At 69.8% G+C, this 21224-nt stretch carries 21 protein-coding genes; 7 read left to right on the forward strand and 14 right to left on the reverse strand.

The window, feature by feature from the left end; genetic code table 11:
* Window positions 1–24: 24 nt before the first annotated feature.
* The 7 genes from AB0I79_RS21380 to AB0I79_RS21410 form a co-directional block, all read right to left on the reverse strand.
* Window positions 25–270, reverse strand: coding sequence for an RNA-binding protein (locus AB0I79_RS21380; RefSeq protein ID WP_043634919.1), 246 nt, complete (start codon window positions 268–270; stop codon window positions 25–27).
* A gap of 1 nt (window position 271) precedes the next feature.
* On the reverse strand, window positions 272–712 hold the full coding sequence (gene rpsP / locus AB0I79_RS21385; protein ID WP_357875466.1) for a 30S ribosomal protein S16: 441 nt from the start codon (window positions 710–712) through the stop codon (window positions 272–274).
* Window positions 713–945: 233 nt separating this feature from the next.
* Window positions 946–2496: a signal recognition particle protein gene (ffh, locus tag AB0I79_RS21390; RefSeq protein ID WP_357875468.1), complete on the reverse strand. Its 1551-nt coding sequence runs from the start codon at window positions 2494–2496 to the stop codon at window positions 946–948.
* Between the two features lie 57 nt (window positions 2497–2553).
* Complete coding sequence (locus AB0I79_RS21395; protein ID WP_080042343.1) at window positions 2554–3141, reverse strand: ATP/GTP-binding protein; 588 nt, start codon at window positions 3139–3141, stop codon at window positions 2554–2556.
* Complete coding sequence (locus AB0I79_RS21400) at window positions 3122–3517, reverse strand: DUF742 domain-containing protein (RefSeq protein ID WP_080042344.1); 396 nt, start codon at window positions 3515–3517, stop codon at window positions 3122–3124. Before AB0I79_RS21400 ends, AB0I79_RS21395 begins: the two co-directional genes overlap by 20 nt.
* A 5-nt stretch (window positions 3518–3522) precedes the next feature.
* Window positions 3523–3945, reverse strand: coding sequence for a roadblock/LC7 domain-containing protein (locus AB0I79_RS21405; RefSeq protein ID WP_080042345.1), 423 nt, complete (start codon window positions 3943–3945; stop codon window positions 3523–3525).
* A 67-nt stretch (window positions 3946–4012) separates the two neighbouring features.
* The gene (locus AB0I79_RS21410; protein ID WP_357875470.1) at window positions 4013–6868 is read right to left on the reverse strand and encodes a nitrate- and nitrite sensing domain-containing protein; all 2856 of its coding nucleotides are present in this window, start codon (window positions 6866–6868) and stop codon (window positions 4013–4015) included.
* A gap of 391 nt (window positions 6869–7259) precedes the next feature.
* Between AB0I79_RS21410 and AB0I79_RS21415 the strand changes: the two genes are divergently transcribed.
* From AB0I79_RS21415 to AB0I79_RS21445, 7 genes are all read left to right on the forward strand, one after another.
* Window positions 7260–8246: an ABC transporter substrate-binding protein gene (locus AB0I79_RS21415; RefSeq protein WP_357875472.1), complete on the forward strand. Its 987-nt coding sequence runs from the start codon at window positions 7260–7262 to the stop codon at window positions 8244–8246.
* Window positions 8243–9019: an ABC transporter permease gene (locus tag AB0I79_RS21420; RefSeq protein ID WP_357875474.1), complete on the forward strand. Its 777-nt coding sequence runs from the start codon at window positions 8243–8245 to the stop codon at window positions 9017–9019. Before AB0I79_RS21415 ends, AB0I79_RS21420 begins: the two co-directional genes overlap by 4 nt.
* On the forward strand, window positions 9016–9819 hold the full coding sequence (locus AB0I79_RS21425) for an ABC transporter permease (RefSeq protein ID WP_357875476.1): 804 nt from the start codon (window positions 9016–9018) through the stop codon (window positions 9817–9819). Before AB0I79_RS21420 ends, AB0I79_RS21425 begins: the two co-directional genes overlap by 4 nt.
* Window positions 9820–9835: 16 nt before the next feature.
* Window positions 9836–10843 carry a methyltransferase gene (locus AB0I79_RS21430; protein WP_357875478.1) on the forward strand — a complete coding sequence of 336 codons (1008 nt, stop codon included), beginning with the start codon at window positions 9836–9838 and terminating at the stop codon, window positions 10841–10843.
* 78 nt (window positions 10844–10921) lie between these two features.
* Window positions 10922–11878, forward strand: coding sequence for an ABC transporter substrate-binding protein (locus AB0I79_RS21435; protein WP_357875480.1), 957 nt, complete (start codon window positions 10922–10924; stop codon window positions 11876–11878).
* On the forward strand, window positions 11875–12678 hold the full coding sequence (locus tag AB0I79_RS21440) for an ABC transporter permease (RefSeq protein ID WP_357875482.1): 804 nt from the start codon (window positions 11875–11877) through the stop codon (window positions 12676–12678). The genes AB0I79_RS21435 and AB0I79_RS21440 overlap by 4 nt, the downstream gene beginning before the upstream one ends.
* Window positions 12675–13466, forward strand: coding sequence for an ABC transporter permease (locus AB0I79_RS21445; protein ID WP_357875484.1), 792 nt, complete (start codon window positions 12675–12677; stop codon window positions 13464–13466). The genes AB0I79_RS21440 and AB0I79_RS21445 overlap by 4 nt, the downstream gene beginning before the upstream one ends.
* Window positions 13467–13474: 8 nt before the next feature.
* On the opposite strand, the gene AB0I79_RS21450 is transcribed toward AB0I79_RS21445, so the two are convergent.
* From AB0I79_RS21450 to AB0I79_RS21480, 7 genes are all read right to left on the reverse strand, one after another.
* Window positions 13475–14446, reverse strand: a complete 972-nt coding sequence (locus AB0I79_RS21450; protein ID WP_357875486.1) for a nitrilase-related carbon-nitrogen hydrolase — start codon at window positions 14444–14446, stop codon at window positions 13475–13477.
* Window positions 14443–14880, reverse strand: a complete 438-nt coding sequence (locus AB0I79_RS21455) for a DUF3598 family protein (protein WP_357875488.1) — start codon at window positions 14878–14880, stop codon at window positions 14443–14445. Before AB0I79_RS21455 ends, AB0I79_RS21450 begins: the two co-directional genes overlap by 4 nt.
* Window positions 14881–14884: 4 nt before the next feature.
* Window positions 14885–16264: an aldehyde dehydrogenase family protein gene (locus AB0I79_RS21460; RefSeq protein WP_357875490.1), complete on the reverse strand. Its 1380-nt coding sequence runs from the start codon at window positions 16262–16264 to the stop codon at window positions 14885–14887.
* Between the two features lie 87 nt (window positions 16265–16351).
* Window positions 16352–16939: an ATP/GTP-binding protein gene (locus AB0I79_RS21465; protein ID WP_148435115.1), complete on the reverse strand. Its 588-nt coding sequence runs from the start codon at window positions 16937–16939 to the stop codon at window positions 16352–16354.
* Window positions 16920–17267, reverse strand: a complete 348-nt coding sequence (locus AB0I79_RS21470; protein ID WP_111179488.1) for a DUF742 domain-containing protein — start codon at window positions 17265–17267, stop codon at window positions 16920–16922. Before AB0I79_RS21470 ends, AB0I79_RS21465 begins: the two co-directional genes overlap by 20 nt.
* 71 nt (window positions 17268–17338) lie before the next feature.
* Entirely contained in the window at window positions 17339–17761 is a 423-nt protein-coding gene (locus AB0I79_RS21475) for a roadblock/LC7 domain-containing protein (RefSeq protein WP_357875492.1), read from the reverse strand.
* A 67-nt stretch (window positions 17762–17828) separates the two neighbouring features.
* A complete protein-coding gene (locus tag AB0I79_RS21480) occupies window positions 17829–20663 on the reverse strand; it encodes a nitrate- and nitrite sensing domain-containing protein (RefSeq protein ID WP_357875494.1) in 2835 nt (944 codons plus the stop codon).
* Window positions 20664–21224 lie beyond the last annotated feature (561 nt).

Raw genomic sequence — 21224 nt, forward strand, 5'->3', positions numbered from 1 at the left:
CGATGAGGGCGCACAAACCTGACGCTAACGGACTGCTTCGTGCAGATCGAGCAGATCGACCCGCACGTACTTCCCGTCGGCCAGGGCGTTCACGACCGTGCGCAGCGCCTTGGCGGTGCGCCCGCCGCGTCCGATGACCTTGCCCAGGTCCTCGGGGTGCACCCGGACCTCCAGGACGCGCCCGCTGCGAATGCGGCGTGCGCGGACCCGGACATCGTCGGGATGTTCGACGATGCCCTTAACGAGGTGCTCGAGAGCCTCCTCGAGCACGTCAGGCCTCGCCCTCGGACGGGGTCTCGGCGGCGGCCTCGGCCTCGTCCTTCTTCTTGCTCTTCCGCGGCGTGGTGGCGGTCGTGCCGGTGTCGCCACCGGACAGCGCCTCCTTGGCCGCGGCCTCGTAGACGGCGTGGCGGTCGGGCGCGGGCTCGGCCACCAGCAGCGGCGCCGGAGCGGGCTCGCCCTTGAACTTCTGCCAGTCACCGGTGAGCTTGAGCAGCTTGAGCACCGGCTCGGTCGGCTGCGCGCCGACACCCAGCCAGTAAGCCGCACGCTCGGCGTTGACCTCGATGCGCGAAGGGTTCTCCTTCGGGTGGTACAGGCCGATCTCCTCGATCGCCCGGCCGTCACGCTTGGTGCGGCTGTCGGCGATGACGATACGGTACTGAGCGTTGCGGATCATGCCGAGCCGCTTGAGCTTGATCTTGACTGCCACGGGTGTGGTCTCTCCTGCATTCGAGCGTGGTGAACGGCACCTCGCCGAGTGGGGCACGACGGGATGACGCTCCAGGGACAGGCGTGTCCGGCGGGAGGTGAGAGGGCACCCGCATGGCCACGGTGTTCCAACATGTCATTGTGCCAGATCGACGGCACTGCCTACGACCTGTCACGACAGCGCACCGCAAAGGTCCGGCAAGGGGTGGATACCCCCACCCCGCCGCCGACGTCCTACTTCTGCCCGGGCAAGCGCAGCTTGGACGGGTCGAAGCCGGGCGGAAGCTCCATCCCCGGCGGCAGCTTCCCGCCGAGGTTGCCCAGCACACCGCCCTGCTGGGGCGCGTCGGCGGCCGGCTCGGCGGCCGACGGCTTGCCCAGCGCGGCCTTGCGCGGGTCGCCGCTGACGCGCCGCCCCTTCTTGGCCTTCTTCTGCGCCTTGCCGGCCTTGCCCTTCCCGCCGGGCATGCCGGGAATGCCCATGCCGCCTGCCATCCGCTTCATCATCTTCTGGGCGTCGAAGAAGCGGGTGACGAGGCTGCTCACCGCGCTCACCGTCACGCCGGAACCGGCGGCGATGCGGGCGCGGCGCGAGCCATTGATGATCTTGGGGTCCTGCCGCTCGGCCGGGGTCATCGAGCGGATGATGGCCGCGATGCGGTCGAGGTCGCGGTCGTCGATGGAGTTGATCTGGTCGCGCATCTGCCCCATGCCGGGCATCATGCCGAGCAGGTTCTTGATGGGGCCCATCTTCTGGACCATCATCATCTGCTCGAGGAAGTCCTCGAGCGTGAAGTTCTCGCCCGAGGTGAGCTTGCCGGCCATCTTGGCGGCCTGCTCCTCGTCGAACGTCTTCTGGGCCTGCTCGATCAGGGTGAGGATGTCACCCATGTCGAGGATGCGCGAGGCCATCCGGTCGGGGTGGAAGGCGTCGAAGTCCTCGAGCTTCTCACCCGTGGACGCGAACATGATCGGCCGGCCCGTGATGTGCCGCACCGAGAGCGCCGCACCACCGCGGGCGTCACCGTCGAGCTTGGTCAGCACCACGCCGTCGAAGCCGACGCCCTCCATGAACGCCTGCGCCGTCGTGACGGCGTCCTGGCCGATCATGGCGTCGACCACGAACAGGGTCTCGTCGGGCGTGACCGCGTCGCGGATGTCGGCGGCCTGCTGCATCATCTCCTGGTCGATGCCCAGGCGGCCGGCGGTGTCGATGATGACGATGTCGTGGTTGAGGCGCCTGGCCTCGTCGATCGACCTGCGGGCGACCTCGACCGGGTCGCCCACGCCGCTGCCCGGCTCGGGCGCGAAGACGGCGACCTGGGCGCGCTCGCCCACGACCTGGAGCTGCTGGACGGCGTTGGGCCGCTGCAGGTCGGCGGCGACGAGCATGGGCGCGTGCCCCTGCTCCCGCAGCCACCTGGCCAGCTTGCCCGCCAGCGTCGTCTTGCCCGCGCCCTGGAGGCCCGCCAGCATGATGACGGTCGGCGGCGTCTTGGCGAAGCGGAGCCTGCGGGTCTCGCCGCCGAGGATCCCGATCAGCTCGTCATTGACGATCTTGACGACCTGCTGCGCCGGGTTCAGCGCCTGGGAGACCTCGGAACCGCGGGCGCGCTCCTTGACCTGGGCGACGAACGCCTTGACCACCGGCAGCGCGACATCGGCCTCGAGCAGGGCGATGCGGATCTCGCGGGTGGTGGCGTCGATGTCGGCATCGGACAGCCGCCCCTTGGATCGGAGGGAGGAGAAGACCGATGTCAGCCGGTCGGATAGCGTCTCGAACACGTGGTTGGCCAGTCCTCGAAGCGAATGTACGTCTAAGACTCCAGCCTATCCGCTCCGCTAGCCGCTCCAGCCTGGCACGGCCATCCTGACCGTCAGCGCGTGCTCGACGAGCTGGATCAGGACGTTCTTCACCGAGTCCTTCTTGCGGGCGTCCAACCGGACCATGGGGATGTGCGGCGACAAGGTGAGGGCGTCGCGCACCTCGGTGTCGCTGTGCGGGTAGGAGCCGTCCCAGCCGTTGATGCCCACCACGAACGGCAGCTGCGCCTCCTCGAAGTAGTCGATGGCCGGGAAGCTGTCGGCCAGACGACGGGTGTCCACGAGGACGACCGCGCCGATCGCGCCCCGTACGAGGTCGTCCCACATGAACCAGAACCGGTGCTGCCCGGGCGTGCCGAACAGGTACAGGATCAGGTCACGGTCCAGGGACACGCGGCCGAAGTCCATGGCGACGGTCGTGGTCGACTTCAGCGGCGTCATGCCGAGGTCGTCGATCCCGGCGGAGGCGTCCGTCATGACGGCCTCCGTCGTCAACGGCATGATCTCCGACACCGCTCCCACGAACGTCGTCTTGCCCACCCCGAACCCACCGGCGACGACGATCTTCGTCGACGTGAGGCCGGGGCTAGAGCCTGCGTAGTCCACTGAGCACCCTTTCCAGCAGGTTGACGTCCGGTCTGCCTGCCTCGAGCTGCGGCTGATGCACCCGAACCAGGCCTTCCGCCGCCATGTCCGCGATCAGAACACGCACCACGCCGAGCGGGATCCGCAGCAGCGCCGAAACCTCGGCCACCGACCTGACCTGCAGGCAGAGCTGGCTGATCGCCTTGTACTCGGGCGTGATGTGGGAGAACTCCCGGTGCTCGGCGGTCGCCGAGGACACCAGGGCCTCCATCGCCAGCTTGACCTTGGGCGCGGTCCGCCCGCCTGTCACGGCGTACGGCCGTACAGGGGAGGCGGGGTCAGAGCTGACGGGCGGGGGCGGGGGCTCCCAACCGCCGCTGTTCCACGAATTCGTCACCTACATCACCTGGTCTGGCTGGCGCGCAGCTCGGCGCGCACAGCCGGAGTCAGCACCTGACCGGCGCGATCGACCATCAGCGTCATCTGATACGCCACCAGACCCATGTCACAGTCCGGCGCCGCCAGCACCGCCAAACACGAACCATCACTGATCGACATGATCAGCATCAGACCGCGCTGCATCTCCACGATCGTCTGATTGACCGCGCCGCCCTCGAAGACCCTGGCCGCGCCCTGCGTCAGCGAGACCAGACCCGACGCGATGGCGGCCAGCTGGTCGGCCCGATCGGCGGGGAAACCCGCCGAAGCCGCCAGCGGCAATCCGTCGGACGAGACGACCACCGCGTGCGCGACTCCTGGAACGGTACTGACGAAGTCGGTGATTAACCAGTCCACCCCACGTGCCGCGTGGCTCAGGTCGTTCATGCGCTCTCCTTCGTCGATCGCATGAACGACAGTCGGCTGTGTGTGACTGGCCGCTCGCTGCGCTCGCTCATGCGCCCTCATCCCTACTGTCACTCCTGGGGCCGGACCCGTACGTCCTGCCCTCGCTGATGTCGTCGCGCGCGGCCCTGAAGCCTTGCTGGAAGCTCGACAGCCGGCTGCGTACGCGCTCGGGCGAGACCGCCGGCATGGGTGCGACGCCCTTGGGCGCCGATACGGTGTCCGCCGAGCCGGGCACCAGGTTGGCCTTGGGCACCCGTTTGGGCAGGCCCGCCGCCGTCGCGCCGTCGCGCACCGGCTCGCGTACGGCCTCCGCCCTGCTCCAGCCCGCGTCGGCGTTGGCCGAGCCCCACGTGGCGTTGGCCTCGGCCGCGTTGTGGTCGAACCAGGCCGACTCCACCGAGGCGAAGATCGGCAGGTATTCGTCCCCCGCCGAGGCCGGCTTGACGGCGGGCATGGGGCCGGTCGCGGCCGACTCGGTCTCGGGGAAGCTGTTGAAGCTGCCCTTGGCGGGCAGCGGCTGCTCGGGGCCGCGCGTCCACGGGCGGGTCTCGTCGGGCAGCACGCCGCGCTGGGGCAGGCCGCTCTCCCGCTGCGGCAACCCGCTGTCGCCGGTCATGGGGCCGCGCGAGCTGACCCAGACGTCGTTGGAGGAGTCGGACGACATCCAGCCGCCGGCTTCGGCGGGGAAGGCCGGGCCCGACGCCCAGGAGCCGCTGCCGCCCTGCGGGACGGGCTCCGACGGGTACGACGGATACGACGGGTGTCCCGGGCCGAGCTGGAACGACGAGGCGGGCCAGGGGCTGGCGGCCGCCGGCTGCGGCGTGTGGAAGGCCTCCCTGGAGGCGCCGCCCGCGGCGGCGGGGGTGCTGACCGGGGCGGCCTGCGCACCGAGCAGCGACTCGGGGATGAGCACCATGGCGGTCAGGCCGCCGGAGCCGTGCGGGCGGAGCTGGACGCGGATGCCGTGCCGGTGCGCCAGCCTGGCGACCACGAACAGGCCCATGCGGCGCGAGACGGAGACGTCCACGGTGGGCGCGTCGGTCAGCCGCTCGTTGGCCTGGGCCAGCTCCTCCGCGGTCATGCCGATGCCGGAGTCGCTGATGGAGAGCATGATGCCGCCGCCGTCGATCCGGCTGCCGGAGACGGGGACGCGGGTCTCGCGGGGCGAGAACGACAGGGCGTTCTCGATCAGCTCGGCGAGCAGGTGGATGACGTCGTTGACGGCCTGGCCGGCGATGGAGACGCCTTCCGGCACCTCCAGCACGACCCGCTCGTAGTTCTCGACCTCCGACAGCGAGGCGCGGGCGACGTCGACCAGCTTGACCGGCTGGCTCCAGCGGCGCGGTGGCTCCTGGCCGGCCAGGACCAGCAGGTTCTCGCTGTTACGGCGCATACGGGTGGCCAGGTGGTCCAGCTTGAACAGGTTCCCCAGCCGCTGCTCGTCCTGCTCACCCTGCTCCAGGCCGTCGATCAGGGTGATCTGCCGCTCCACCAGCGTCTGACTGCGCCGCGACAGGTTCACGAACATCGCGTTGACGTTGGAACGCAGCCGGGACTCCTCACCGGCCAGGCGGACCGCCTCGCGGTGCACCTCGTCGAAGGCCCGGGCGACTTCACCGATCTCGTCCCTGGAGTTGATCTCGATGGGCGGGACCCGTAGCTGGTCGGGGTCGACGTCGGTGTTGCGGAGCTGGCGGACCAGGTCGGGCAGCGTGTGCCCGGCGATCTTCAGGGCGTCGCCGCGCAGGCGGCGCAGCGGGCGTACCAGCGAGCCGGCCATGAGGGCGGTGATCGCGAGGACCAGGACCAGCAGCGCGATCACGATGCCGATGTTGATCGCGGCGAGCTGCCTGTCGCCGCTGGCGACGTCGGCGCTTCGGGTGGCCACCTGCTCCGACAGCGACTTCTGCACCTGGTGGTGCCGGTCGACGGTCTCGGAGATGGCGTCGAACCAGCTGTCGGTGTCGTTCACGGTCTTGTTGTCGAGCCGGCGCAGGGACTGGCCGTTGTTGTTCAGCAGCACGGCGCGGCTGATGTACAGCTCGGCGAGGCCGATCTTCCGGCTGGCGACCGTGTTGTCGAAGTTCTGGCGCTGCGCGGCCGTGGCGACCGTGTTGAACGCGGTCCGCTCGCTCTCGCGGCGGGAGCGGGCGTCGAGGAAGGCGTTGAACTCCGGCTCCTCGAACTCGCCCCTGACCAGCGCGATCGTCAGCAGCGCGCGCTGCTTGGATGCCTGTTCCTGCGCGCGGGCGATGGCGCGCAGCGCGGAGGCCGTCGCGATGAGCTGCTCGTCCGTGGAGCCCTGTCCGAGCTCGTCGTAGATCTGCAGCATGTCGGCGACGGTCTCGGAGTACTTCTCCACGGTCGGCAGCGGCGGGAGCTCCGAGCCGACGACCGTCTGGCGCAGCGAGGCGAGCTGGCTGAGCCGGACCTCGATCCGGTCGAGGGTCCTGCGGCCCAGGTCCGACAGCGACGGTTCGACGGTCTTGGCGAGATCCAGCGTGCGGGTGACGTTGGCGTCCACGATGCCCTGCTGGCTCTTGAGCTTCTCCTCGTCCCGCCTGCCCTCGGCGACGAAGCGGGCGGCCAGGTCACGCTCCATACCGAGATCGCGGGAGAGCTCGCCGATCTGGGCGACCAGCCTTCCTGAGTCGCTGATGAGCTGGTACTGCTGGGCGCTGCTGATGGAGCTGGTGACGCGCAGCGCGCCCAGGATCACGGCCACGATCGTGGGGATGGCGATGAGAGCGATGAGGCGGGTACGCACGCGCCAGTTGCGCAGCGCGAACGAGCTGCCCGAGCGGGGCGGTTGCTGCGGCTGCGGCGGCGCCGCACCGCCCGCAGACTCTTCCGGAACGTCCGGAGCGCTACCACGACCGGAGCCGGTCGTTGTTGTCCTCACTGGTGGCAACCTCTCGCCATGGCCTGCTTTAGGGGGTCTCAGCGGCTTCGTCACACGGACGAGTGATCGCAGGCAAGTTCGAGGCCCAATTTGAGCACAAACCTCATACTTAGGCCAACGTCTCGACGGTTTTCAACCGTTCCAACTCACACATTGTTCACGTGGCAAACCCCTGGACACGGAGCGCAACCAACGCTTCAATCCGGACATACAGTCACTAAGCACCACTTACAGCGCTATTTACATCTATAGCGGCGCACAGACATATTTTGCCGATAAACGGCATAAATGTGGCATAGTGCTGCCGTTCGGATCTCCCCTCCGGTACGCTTCACGCCCGGCATGCCGTGCCGATCTCCAGAAGACTTCCCCCTGGTAGGAGAACCCCCCGATGACACGCAAACTGCGCTGTCACGCCATTGTTCTCGGCGTCACAGTCGCTCTCACCCTTGCCGGCTGCGGAGGCTCCGACACTCCGGAGACCTCCGCCAACAGCAACGGCTTGGAGAAAACCACCATCACGGTCGGGGCGCTCCCCATTCCGGACCCGGTATCCCTCTACATCGCCAACGCCAAGGGCTTCTTCAAGGAGGAGGGCCTGACCGTCACGCCGAAGATCATCACCGGTGGCGCCGCGGCCATTCCGGCGATCGAGAACGGCTCGCTCGACATCTCGCAGACCAACTACGTCTCGACGTTCCTGGCGGTCAGCCAGGGCAAGAAGATCAAGCTGGTCGCGGACATGTACCAGGCCGCCCCGAACACCTTCAACATCATGGTCCCGAAGGACTCGCCGATCAAAACGGTGGCGGACCTCAAGGGGAAGACCGTTCTGGTCAACAACCTCAGGAACATCGCCACGCTCTCGACGACCTCGCAGCTCAAGGTGGCCGGCCTCGCGGAGACCGACGTCAAGTTCGTCGAGAAGCCGTTCCCCGAAATGGGCAACGCGATCCTGAGCGGCCAGGCCGACGCGGGCTGGATCACCGAGCCGTTCATCACGGCCAACCAGAGCCAGCACGGCTTCCGCAAGCTGGCCGACACGATGACCGGCCAGACCGCCGACCTGCCCATCGCCGGCTGGATGGCCACCGAGGAGTGGGCCGCGAAGTACCCGAAGACGCTGGCCGCCTTCCAGCGGGCGATCGCCAAGGCGCAGCAGCTCGCCTCCAGCGACCGCAAGGAGATCGAGGCCATGCTGCCGAAGTACACGAAGATCGACGCCAAGACGGCCTCGGTGATCACGCTGGGCTCGTTCCCCAGTGAGCTGAACGCCAACCGCCTGCAGAAGGTCGCCGACCTCATGCTCGAGTACGGCTACCTGAAGAGCCCGATCGACGTGAAGTCGGTCATCGCGGCTCCCTCGTCGAACGGATGACCGGTGCACGTCTGCTCCGCGGCGCCATCGGCGCCGCGGGGTTCCTCGTTGTGGGGGAGCTGGTCATCCGCTTCGGCGTGAGCGGCCAGCTGGACTTCCCCGCCCCCTCGACCATCCTGCTGGAAGCCGCGCGCCTGCCGGCCGACCCCGAGTTCATGGCCGGCGTCGGCACGACCCTCACGAACTGGGTGCTCGGCCTGCTCATCGCGACCGTCATCGCCGTCCCGGTGGGCGTGCTGCTCGGCGCGCTGACCCCGCTGGAGCGGGCGATCCGGCCGCTGCTCGAGTTCATGCGGCCGATCCCCTCCGTGGCGATCATCCCGCTGGCGATCCTGCTGATCCCGGTGGACGGGCTGATGAAGATCTCGGTCATCGTGTACGCCTCGGTCTGGCCGATCCTCATCAACACCCTGTACGGCATGCACGACGTCGACCCGCTCGCCAAGGAGTCGCTGCGCAGCTTCGGCTTCGGCCCGCTGGCCGTGCTGGCCAGGGTGAGCCTGCCCAGCGCCGCCCCGTTCGTCGCGACGGGCATCAGGATCGCCGCCGGCATCGCGCTCGTCCTGGCCGTCAGCGCCGAGCTGCTGGCCGGCGGCTTCAACGGGATCGGCGTCTTCGTGACGGTCGCGGGCAGCGGCAACAGGACGGACCTCATGATGGCGGCCACGTTCTGGGCCGGCGTCATCGGGGTGCTCGCCAACGTGCTCCTGATGGCCGGCGAACGGCGCCTCTTCCACTGGCACCGGATGCGGACGGGAGCCACGCAATCATGAAGAACCTCCCCAGATTCCTGGTGATCCCCGCCGTGCTCGTGGTGTGGGAGCTGATCACCCGGGCGATCGGGGACCCCGACTTCCCGCCGCCCACGACGATCGTCGTCCGCATGTACGAGCTGTGGTTCTCCGGCCCCGTCGCCCGCGTGTTCCTCACCGACGACGCGATCGCCAACATCCTGCCGAGTCTCGGGCGCATGTTCGGCGGCTGGATCCTGGCGGCGCTGATCGGGATCCTGGCGGGCGTGCTGCTCGGGCGCTCCCGCGCGGCGACCGACTTCGTCAACCCGCTGATCGAGTTCGGCCGCGCGCTCCCGCCGCCGCTGCTGATCCCGGTGTTCCTCGTGGTCATGGCCGGCCTGTCGAGCGAGACCGTGAGCGGTGTCCTGATCACCCAGCTCTCGACGATCGTGTTCGGCGTGATCTGGCCGGTGCTGCTCAACTCCATCGACGGCGTCAGGGCCGTGGACCGCACCTACACCGAGACGGCGACGGTCTTCAACCTGTCCAAGCTGCAGTACCTGCGCGTGGTGCTGCTCCCCGCCGCCTCGCCGAAGATCTTCGCCGGGCTGCGGCTGAGCCTGTCCCTGGCCCTGATCATGATGGTGATCAGCGAGCTCCTCGGCGGCTCCGACGGCATCGGGTACCAGCTCCTGCAGGCCCAGCGCAGCTTCGACGGCGCGGGGGTGTGGGCGGCCATCGCGCTGCTCGGCATCCTCGGCTACGTCGTGAACAGCCTGTTCGTGCTGGCCGAACGGCGCGTGCTCGTCTGGCACCGGCAGGCCAACCGCAACCCGTGATCCCCTGGAAGGACACATGCCGCATTCCGATGACCTCTTATGGGGAGCCGTAGGAGACATCTCCCGCTTCGCGGCCCTGCTGACCATGGCGGAGCTGGGCCTGGCCGACCACCTCGCGCAGGGGCCGCTGGGCAGCGCCGAGCTGGCCCGGCGCTGCGGGGCGCACGCTCCCTCGCTGCGCAGGGTCCTGCGCGAGCTGGCGAGCATGGGCGTGGTCAGGGTGGCCGGGCCCGACCTGTACGACCTGACCGAGAAGGGCACGCCGCTGCGCTCCGACGTGCCCGACTCGGTCCGCTCGTCGATCCGCATGCTCGGCGAGGAGAGCTTCTGGTACGCCATGGGCATGCTGCCCGCCACCGTCCGCGACGGCGGCTCGGCCTTCATCAAGCGCTACGGGCCCCTGTACGACCACCTCGCCGCCCATCCGGACGTCAGCCGGATGTTCGACGACTACATGACCGCCAGGGCCATCCCCCTCACCGAGGGCCTGGCCAAGCGGTACGACTTCCCCGCCACCGCGACCGTGGTGGACGTGGCCGGCGGCAAGGGCCACATCCTGGCCACGATCCTGCACGCCAACCCGCAGATGCGCGGTGTCCTGCTCGATCTGGGGTACGTGACGGAGCACGCCAGGCAGACGCTGGCGGCCGAGGGCCTGGCCGACCGGGCGCAGGTGGTCGCCGGCGACATGTTCGCCGGGGTTCCGGCAGGCGGCGACGTCTATTTGCTGGCCAGCGTCCTGCACAACTGGGACGATGACGATGCGGTCAGGATTCTGCGCAACGTCCGCGAGGCAATGAACCACGAAGGGCGCGTCCTCATCCTCGAGGTGGTGCTCCCCGACAGCGAGGAGCCGCACCTCGGCAAGGACATTGACATGCGGATGCTGGCGATCTTCAATGGCGGCACCGAGCGCAGCCGCGACGAGTACGCCGCCGTGCTCGACCAGGCGGGGCTGGTTCTCGGTGACGTCGTCGAACTCGGATCCGGCGCCAACCTCATCGAGGCCAGGCGCCGCCGCTGACCCCTTCCCAGCCTCCGCCGGACCACCGGACTCAGAAAGGCAGTGGCGATGCAACTGACCAGGATCGTAGTCGCGGGCATGGCAGTGGCGCTGGCGCTCAGCGCGTGCGGAGGCGGAGGAGGAGAGGGACAGGCCGGCACGACCGGCGCCGCGTCATCCGGAGGGCTGGAGAAGACCCAGCTCCTGGTGGGCGTGGTGCCGGTGCCGTCCTCGGCGTCCCTGTTCATCGCCGAGAAACGGGGCTTCTTCAAGGAAGAGGGCCTGACGGTCAAGACCGAGATCATCCAGGCTCCGACGGCGGTCATGCCGAAGATCGTTAACGGCAGCATGGACGCGTTCATGACGAGTTACGTGGTGCTCATGACCATCAACGACTCGGGCGCGGCCAAGCTGAAGCTGTTCCAGCACACCATGGGCGGCGCCCCGAACGTCTCCGGCGTGGTCGTGGCCAAGGGCTCGCCGGTCAAGACGGTCGCCGACCTGAAGGGCAAGACGGTCGGGGTCAACGTGCTGAAGGCGCTGGGGCAGACGGTGACCAACGCCCACCTCCAGGAGGCCGGGGTCAGGCCGGAGGAGGTCAAGTTCGTCCCCGTGCCGTTCGCCGACCAGCTCGGCGCGCTGTCCACGGGCAAGGTGGACGCGGCGTGGCTGGTGGAGCCGTTCCTGAGCGCGGCCAAGAAGGGCGGCGCCACCCAGATCGTCGACACCACGAGCGGCGTCACCGAGGGCGTGCCGATCGACGGCTGGGGTGTCACCGAGCAGTGGCTGACCAAGTACCCGAAGACGGCCGCGGCCTTCCACCGGGCGCTGGCCAAGGCCCAGGAGGTCGCCGGCGCCGATCGCAGGGCGATCGACGAGGTCGTGCCGACGTACACGCAGATCCCCGCGGACACCGCGGCGGCGATGACGCTCGGGACGTTCACCATGGAGCCCGACAGGGCCAGCGTGCAGAAGCTCGCCGACCTCATGCACGGCTACGGCTACCTGAAGGCCAAGGTGGACGTGGGCCAGCTCTTCGCGTCGGTGGGCGGATGACCCCTCGGACCGGGCGCGGCGCGATCAGCGCCAAGCCCCGGCGCGGTGTGCTCGGCCTCGCCGGCGTGGTGGGGTTTCTCGCCGCCGCCGAGGTGGCCGGGCGGACCGGGCTGATCCCGGACTTCCTGCCGTACGTGTCGCACGTGCTCGCCACGGCGGCCACGCTGCCGCTGGACGCGCAGTTCAGGACCGACGTGCTGGCCACGCTCGGCCCGTGCCTGCTCGGGCTGGTGATCGCGATCGCGGTCGCCGTGCCCGTCGGGCTGCTGTTCGGGACGGTGCCGTTCATGGAGCGCTCGGCGCGGCCGCTGGTGGAGTTCCTGCGGCCGATCCCGTCGGTGGCGCTGATCCCGCTGGCGGTGTTCCTGTTCCCCGAGGGGCACGACGCCAAGACCGCACTGGTCGTCTACACCTGCTCGTGGCCACTGCTCATCAACACGATGTACGGCCTGAGCGACGTCGATCCGCTGGCCAAGGAGACGCTGCGCAGCTTCGGCTTCGGCCCGCTGGCGGTGGCGCTGCGGGTGAGCCTGCCGAGCGCGGCGCCGTTCATCGCGACGGGGGTGCGGATCGCGGTGGCGGTCACCCTGATCGTGGCCGTGAGCGTGGAGCTGCTGGCGCCCGGCGGCGGCGGGATCGGGGCGTTCCAGTCGCTGGCGGGCAGCGCCAACCGGCTGGACCGGGTGCTGGCGGCCACGGTGTGGGCCGGGGTGCTCGGGCTGGCGGCCAACCTGCTGTTCACGGCGGGTGAGCGGCGGCTGTTCCGGTGGCACCACACGCGGACGGGGGAGGGCACGTGAGCGTCGTGCGGCGGGTGGCGTGGTACTGGCTGCTGCCCGTGGCGGTGGCGGCCTGGGAGTTGGTGACGCGGGCCGTGCAGGCCACGTACTTCCCGCCGCCGTCGCAGATCGTGGCGCGGCTGCACGAGCTGTGGTTCTCCGGGCCGCTGTCGCGGGTGTTCCTCACCGACGAGGCGGTGGCGGACCTGCTGCCGAGCCTGTCCAGGCTGTTCACCGGGTGGTCGATCGCGTGCGCGGCGGGGGTGCTGTTCGGGGTCGTGCTCGGACGCTCGGCGTGGCTGTCGGGGCTGGTGGAGCCGCTGGTGCACTTCGGCCGCTCGGTCCCGCCCGCCGCGCTGCTGCCGGTGTTCCTGGTGCTGTTCAAGGTGGGCACGCCGATGCAGCTCGCCTCGATCGTGTACGGCGTCGTCTGGCCCGTGCTGATCAACAGCATGGACGGCGCCCGCCACGTCGACCGCCAGTACATCGAGACGGGCGCGGTCTACCGGCTGAGCTCCTGGCAGCGGCTCACCAGGATCATCCTGCCCGCCGCCGCCCCGAAGATCTTCGCGGGGCTGCGGCTGAGCGTGTCGCTGGCGTTGATCATGATGGTCATCTCCGAGCTGGTGGGCAGCAGCGAGGGGATCGGACACCGCATGCTGGAGGCGCAGAGCCAGTTCGACATCCCGGCCATGTGGGCGGGGATCGTGCTGCTGGGGCTGCTCGGCATCGGGCTCAACGCGGCGTTCCTGGGCGTGGAGCGGGCGGTGCTGGGCTGGCACACGAGCGCGCGCACCGGCGACGCTTGATCGCGGGGTCAGCCGTACAACCGGGCGATGGCGGCAAGCTGCCTCGCCCGGAGCTCCGCCCGATCGGGCACACCTTCCGCGGGCCGCTCGACGTCGTGCCTGGCGTACTCCTCGGCCCACAGCCCGGTCTTGACCCGGCTGAGCAGGTTGGCCATGCCGGGCCGCAGCCGTGCCCTGCGCAGCGCGGCGAGGTCCAGCTCGGCCGCGGCGACCAGCGTCTCCCCCGGCCCGGCCTGCGCGAGCACCCGCCCCTGGTGGTCGATCACCTCGGAGCCGCCGTTGGTGGAGTCGCCGGGAATCGCGATGCCGGTCAGGCCGCCGCTGTTGGCCGACACCACGTAGGCCAGGTTCTCCACCGCGCGGGCGCGGCGGGCGACGGCCTTGGGGGTGAGCGCCGGTGACGACGCCTCCGAGGTCGGGTTGCACAGCACCTCGGCGCCGCGCAACGCCAGCGCCCGGGCCAGCTCCGGCATGAGGATCTCCTCGGAGGCGACCACGGCGAGGTTCCCGAGCTCGGTGCGGGCCACCGGGAGCACGCCGTCGATGCCGTAGATCTCCAGGTAACGCTCCCACACGTCGTACGGGGTGGGCGAGAACAGCGAGTGCAGCCTGCGGTAGCGCAGCACGACCTCGCCCGCCGGGGAGAAGATCACCGTGGCCTGGAAGAACAGGCCGGGGAAGTGTTCGTCCCGCTCGTATGCGTTGACGCACAGGAACACGTCGTGATCTGCGGCGATGGTGCCGAGCGCGCGGTACTCGGGGCCGCCGGGGTCGAGCGCCGCCCGGTCCCGCCACTGCCCGGTGCTCTCCCCCATGGGGAAGCCGGTCAGCACGTACTCGGGCAGCACGACCAGGCGCAGCTCCGGCCCCAGCCACGCCTTCGAGCCGCCCACCTGGACGCCGATCCGGTCGATCGCGGTCCCGATCCCGGCTCCGACACGGGTCTCCACCTGCAGGGCCAGCGCGGTGTACGCGGTCATCCGACCCGCCTCTCGTCGATCAGCGTCCGCCGCACGCACACCCCGTCGCGCAGCCACTGCCACACCCGGCTGCGGGAGCGCCCGTCCTCGCTCAGCACGATCAGCTCGAACAGGCGCAGGTCCTGCCCCTTGAACTGCCAGGTCAGGTAGATCGTGCTGGTGTCCAGCTCCCAGAACTCGCCCTTGAGCCGCTCGGTGTCGAACCCGCACCGGCCGCCGCCGAGGTAGGCGCCGGGGAACTCGTGCACCTCCGTGCGGCCGTCGTCCCAGGTGTAGCGGTTGGTCTGGTGGTAGACGGCGTCGTCGCGGATCTCGCAGGTCATCCGTACCCGGTGGCGGTCGAGCAGGTCGCCGTCGGGGCCGACGTGGCGGTATTCGCCCTCCCATTCGCCCTCGTGCCGGGCCAGCAGCGGCATCTGCGCGCGCAGTCCCATCCGGTTACTCCTTCGTGCTGTGCCACCAGGGGTCGGCGGCGTCGGATCGGTTGACCAGGAAGGACCGGCGGCGCAGGAACCGGCCGATGGAGGCGGGGCCCATGCGGGAGCCGCCCAGGCCCGACAGGCGGAAGGAGTTCTTCTCGCCCTCGTGCACGAGCGCGGTCAGCGCGGCGTCGTTGATGCTCACCGCGCCGGCCTGAAGGCGGGCCGCGACGGCGCGGGCCTGCTCCTCGCCGGCCGCGAAGACGGCGGCCGACAGCCCGTACACCGAGTCGTTGGCCAGCGCGACCGCCTCGTCGGGCCCGGACACCGCCATGACCGGCAGCACCGGCCCGAACGTCTCCTCCGTCATGACCAGCATGCCGTGATCGACCCCGGACAGCACGGTCGGGCGGCACCAGTGGCCGCCGCCGTGGCGCTCGATGCGGCCGCCGGTGTGCACGCTCGCGCCCTTGGCCACGGCGTCGGCGAGGTGGGCGGCGATCACGTCCTCCTGGCCCGGCTTGATGATGGGGCCGATCGGGCCGCCCTCGCAGGTCAGGCCGACCTGGGCGGCCTCGGCCACCAGCCGGTCGAGGAACTCGTCGTGCACCTCGCGGGCCACGTAGACGCGCTCGATGGACTGGCAGGACTGCCCGGCGTTCGCGGTGCCGCCCCACAGGACGGCGGACGCGGCGCGGCCGAGGTCGGCCCCGGCCAGCACGATCGCCGGATCCTTGCCGCCCAGTTCCAGGAACGCCGGCACGAACGCGCTGGCCGCCGCCAGCGCCACCCGCCGTCCCGTCGCGACGCTGCCGGTGAAGACGACGGCGTCCACCAGGCCCACGAGCGCGGCGCCCGTGGCCCCGTCGCCCTCGACCACCCGCAACGGCAGCTCTTCGGGGACGAGCCGCATCAGCGGCTCGATGAAGCGGGGCGTCACCTCGCTCGGCTTGACCAGCACCGTGCAGCCCGCGGCCAGCGCGGGCACGGCGTCGATGAGGCCGAGCAGGAGCGGGAGGTTCCACGGGGTGATCATCCCGGCCAGCTCGTACGGCACCGCGTCGCCCGCCACGAACACCCCGGGCAGGGAGGCGGGGCGTTCGGCGGGCGGGGCGAGCAGGGCGGGCGCCTGGCGTACCCACCGCTCGACGAGCCCGGCCACGAGCCGGCGCTCCAGCAGCGACTCCCCCACCCTGCCGGTGTCGGCCACCAGGGCGGAGAGCAGGGCGTCGTCGTCGGCCAGCGCGGCCCCGAAGCGGGCCAGGACCGCACCTCGATCGGCGTTCTGCCAGGCGGGGGCCCGCTCGCGCAGCCCGGCCGCGACGGCGGCCAGCCGATCGGGCGGGATCGGAGCGAGCGGTCTGTCGGATTGCCCGGTGATCGGGTTCCTCACGTTCATGCGGTGCGGGCTCCTGCGATGCTCGGCGGGAGCCATTGTGATCATGTGATCGGCCCCGCGTCAACGCACCCGGGGCCCCGCTTCGGGTCAGCCGCCCCAGCCGGGGACCGCCATCCGTACTGTCAGCGCGTGCTCGACGAGCTGGATCAGCGCGTTCTTCACCGAGTCCTTCTTGCGAGCGTCCAACCGGACCATGGGGATGTGCGGCGCCAGCGTCAGGGCGTCGCGCACCTCGGAGTCGCTGTGGGGATACTGCCCGTCCCAGCCGTTGATGCCCACCACGAACGGCAGCTGCGCCTCCTCGAAGTAGTCGATGGCCGGGAAGCTGTCGGCCAGACGACGGGTGTCGACCAGCACGACCGCGCCGATCGCGCCGCGCACCAGGTCGTCCCACATGAACCAGAACCGGTGCTGCCCGGGCGTGCCGAACAGGTACAGGATCAGGTCACGGTCCAGGGAGACCCGGCCGAAGTCCATGGCGACGGTCGTGGTCGACTTCAGCGGCGTCATGCCGAGGTCGTCGATCCCGGCGGAGGCGTCGGTCATGACGGCCTCCGTCGTCAACGGCATGATCTCCGACACCGCTCCCACGAACGTCGTCTTGCCCACCCCGAAACCTCCAGCCACCACGATCTTCGTCGAGGTGAGGCCGGGGCTAGAGCCTGCGAAGTCCACTGAGCACCCTTTCGAGCAGATTGACGTCCGGCCTGCCGGCGTCCAGCTGTGGCTGATGCACGCGGACCAGACCTTCGGCGGCCATGTCAGCGATCAGCACGCGCACCACGCCGAGCGGGATCCGCAGCAGGGCCGACACCTCTGCCACGGACCGGACCTGCCGGCACAGTTGGCTGATCGCCTGGTACTCCGGCGTGATGTGGGAGAACTCCCGCTGCTCGGCGGTCGCCGAGGACACCAGGGCCTCCATCGCCAGCTTGACCCGCGGCGCCGTCCGTCCACCTGTCACCGCGTACGGGCGGACGGGCGAAGCGGGGTCGGGATTCAGCTGCGACTGGGACTGGGGCTGAGGCGGAGGGGCCCAACCGCCGCTGTTCCATCTCGGGTCTGTCACGTACATCACCTGGTCTGGCTGGCGCGCAGCTCGGCGCGCACAGCCGGAGTCAGCACCTGACCGGCGCGATCGACCATCAGCGTCATCTGATACGCCACCAGACCCATGTCACAGTCCGGCGCCGCCAGCACCGCCAAACACGAACCATCACTGATCGACATGATCAGCATCAGACCGCGCTGCATCTCCACGATCGTCTGATTGACCACACCACCCTCGAAGACCCTGGCCGCGCCCTGCGTCAGCGAGACCAGACCCGACGCGATGGCGGCCAGCTGGTCGGCCCGATCAGCCGGAAAGCCCGCCGAAGCCGCCAGCGGCAATCCGTCGGACGAGACGACCACCGCGTGCGCCACGCCCGGGACCGTGCTGACGAAGTCCGTGATCAGCCAGTCGACGCCGCGTGCCGCGTGGCTGAGGTCGTTCATGCTCCCTCCTTCGCCGGTCGCATGACCGACGGTCGGCTGTGTGCAAGGGGCCGCTCGATGCGCTCGCTCACGCGTCCTCCTCTCTGTCGTTCTGCTTCTGGCCGGAAGGCGGGAGCGCCCTGCCCTCGCTGATGTCGTCGCGGGCCGCCCGGAAGCCCTGCTGGAAGCTGGACAGCCGGCTGCGGATCCGGTCGGGGGAGACCGACGGCAGCGGCGTCATGCCTTGCGGGGAGGCGGAGGTGTCCGCCGAGCCGGGCACCAGGTTGGCCTTGGGCACCCGTTTGGGCAGGCCCGCCGCCGTCGCGCCGTCGCGTACCGGTTCCACCACTGCCTCCGCAGCGCTCCAGCCCGCGTCCGACTTCGAGGAGCCCCAGCTCGCGCCGTTCGTGTCGCGGCCGAACCAGGCGGACTCCACGGCGGCGAAGATCGGCAGGTAGTCGTCACCGGCGGACGCGGGCGGTGCCGCCGGCATGGGGCTGCCGCCTGGCTCGGACCCGGAGTCCTGGAAGTCGAACCCCGGTCGCTGCGGCGGGTTGGTGTCCTGGCTCCAGCCGCCGGGGGGCGGTGCGGGGACGGGCCGTTTGGGCAAGCTGCGGTCGCCGTTCCAGGCCGGGCCCCGGGGCGGGCTCCAGACGTCGCCGCTCTGGAAGCCGCTGCGCGGCTCGGCCGGCCAGGCGCCCGGGTCCGGCTGCCACGGCGGTCCCGAGCTGCCCCAGTTGCCGCCGGCCTCCGGGTTGGACGGGAACGACGGATGTCCCGGACCCATCTGGTACGTCGGCTGCGGCCAGTCGGTGGCCGGTGGGGCGGGATGCGGCCCCGAGTACGGCTCGCCGCCCGGCCCGCCCGCCGCCGCGCCCGCGAAGGCCGGCGGCTGGTCACCGGAGAAGGGGGGCTGGTCGCCGAACGACGGCGGCTGGTTGCCCGACAGGGCCGGCGGCTGTTCGCCGGGGAACGACGGAGGCTGGTTGCCGGAGAAGGACGGGGGCTGGTTGCCCGAGAAGGACGGCATCCCGGCGAAGGCCGGAGCCTGGGAGCCCAGCATGTTCTCCGGGATCAGCACCATCGCGGTCAGCCCGCCGGAGCTGTGCGGGCGCAGCTGGACGCGGATGCCGTGCCGGTGCGCCAGCCTGGCTACCACGAACAGGCCCATCCGCCGCGACACGGACACGTCCACGCTGGGCGCCTCCATCAGCCGCTCGTTGGCCTGGACCAGCTCCTCCTGCGTCATGCCGATGCCGGAGTCGGTGATCGACAACATCACTCCGCCGCCGTCGATCCGGCTGCCTGACACCGTCACCCTGGTCTCGCGCGGCGAGAACGACAGGGCGTTCTCGACCAGCTCGGCGAGCAGGTGGATGACGTCGTTGACGGCCTGGCCGGCCACCGACACCCCGTCGGGCACCTGGAGCACGACCCGCTCGTAGTTCTCGACCTCCGACAGCGAGGCGCGGGCCACGTCGACCAGCTTGACCGGCTGGCTCCACCGGCGGGGCGGGTCCTGGCCGGCCAGGACCAGCAGGTTCTCGCTGTTACGGCGCATGCGGGTGGCCAGGTGGTCCAGCTTGAACAGGTTCCCCAGCCGCTGCTCGTCCTGCTCACCCTGCTCCAGGCCGTCGATCAGGGTGATCTGCCGCTCCACCAGCGTCTGACTGCGCCGCGACAGGTTCACGAACATCGCATTGACGTTGGAACGCAGCCGGGACTCCTCACCGGCCAGGCGGACCGCCTCGCGGTGCACCTCGTCGAACGCCCGTGCCACCTCGCCGATCTCGTCGTGAGTGTCCACGCCTATCGGCACCACGGGGCCGACCGTGCCGTCACCGCTCTCGCGCAGCTGCCGCACGGTCTCCGGCAGGCGCTGCCCGGCGATGTCGAGGGCCTCGCGGCGCAGCCGGCGCAGCGGCCTGATGAGCGAGCGGGCGATGAGCGAGATGATCGCGATCACCACGACGAGCAGGATCAGGATGAGGACGCCGGAGATCAGCGCCGAGCGGTTGGCGGCCTCCTCCAGGGCACGGGCGCGCAGGATGACGGAGGAGGACAGCTCCTTCTCCACGGTCCGCAGCGCGTCGATCTTGCCGGTGCTGACCTCGAACCAGGTGGCCACGTCCCGGTCCGGCCGCACGCCGATGCTCAGCTCCTTGCCCTCGGCCGACTGCGCCATGGCCCGCAGCCGGAACAGGTCGGTCTGGTCGACGTCCCGGCCCACGACGGTGTTGCGGTAGAGCTCGAGCTGGTCGAGGTCGGCCAGGACGCCGAACAGCGTCTCCTCGCTCTCCTCGCGCGACTTGGCGTCGGTGAGCGCGTCGAGCTCGCCGCTGTCGAATCCCCTCTTGTCCAGCGCGCTGGCCAGGATGCCGCGCTGCTTGGAGGCCTGCTCCTTGGCCCGCGAGATGGCGGCCATGGCGCTGGCACTGTCGGCCACCTGGTCGTCCACCGCCACCTGGCCGACCTGGTCGTGGAACTGCAGCAGCCGCGCGATGATCTGCGAGTACTTCTGGATCATCGGCAGCGGCTGGATCTTGCCGTTGACGGCCGTCTCGCGCAGCGTCGGGACCTCCTCCAGCCGGCGCAGCACCGGCCGTACGGCCTCGGCGTGGGTCTCGGTGAGCGCGAGCGCGCGCTGCTTGGCGTCCTCGATGAGGTTGTTCACCTGGCTGTGGGTGGTGCCGAGCTGACCCTCGCGGTCCTGCGGCCGCCCCTGGGCGATGAAGAGCGCGGTCTCGTCACGTTCGAAGGACAGCTCGTGCGTGACGGCCCCGAGCTGTTCGCTGAGCTCGGCGACCTCCCTGAGGGTCTGGTACGTGTTGGCGTCACTGAGTGAGGTGACGACGTTCAGCCCGCCCAGGCCCACGGCGACGGCCGTCGGAACGACGATCAGCGCGATGAGGCGCGATCGCACGTGCCAGTTGCCCAATCCGAATCGCTTCGAAGGCGGATTGGGCGGCCGTCGCTTCTGATGGCCGTGCGGCTCGCGGTCAGCGGAAGCTTCAGCGCTCTGCGTTCTCACTTGCCTTCGCAACCTCTCGCCCTTGAGGGAATTCTCGGTGACATGCGGAGTTTCACGTCGGGCAATTTTGTCCATCGAGATAAGCGCCATTTGAGCACACGGGCCGACCAGGGCCAACCACCACTAGTGCCCCGATGAGGTGTTTATACCTAGATGTCCAGAAAATCCGACAGAATCGGTAAGTGGCCTTCTACCAGGGGATATATGGCAACAACTGATCGCTCCGCGAGCCCCATCCTGACTCGCAGAAAGGATCGAGTGGACGCCACACCAGTAACCGATGCCCCGCGAGCCACCCCCTTTCCCAAACCGGACAAACACCAGCTTTCTTGCAGGTCGTCAAATTTTCACGATATAGCGGCAATCGGACATTGCAACCACAAGTGTTATCTTCGCGATAATGACCACCCATTTGGTGCTACGGTCAATCCCTGTTGTGCGTCAGGCACACAG

This window comes from Nonomuraea sp. NPDC050202, from assembly GCF_040656115.1.
Lineage (GTDB): Bacteria > Actinomycetota > Actinomycetes > Streptosporangiales > Streptosporangiaceae > Nonomuraea.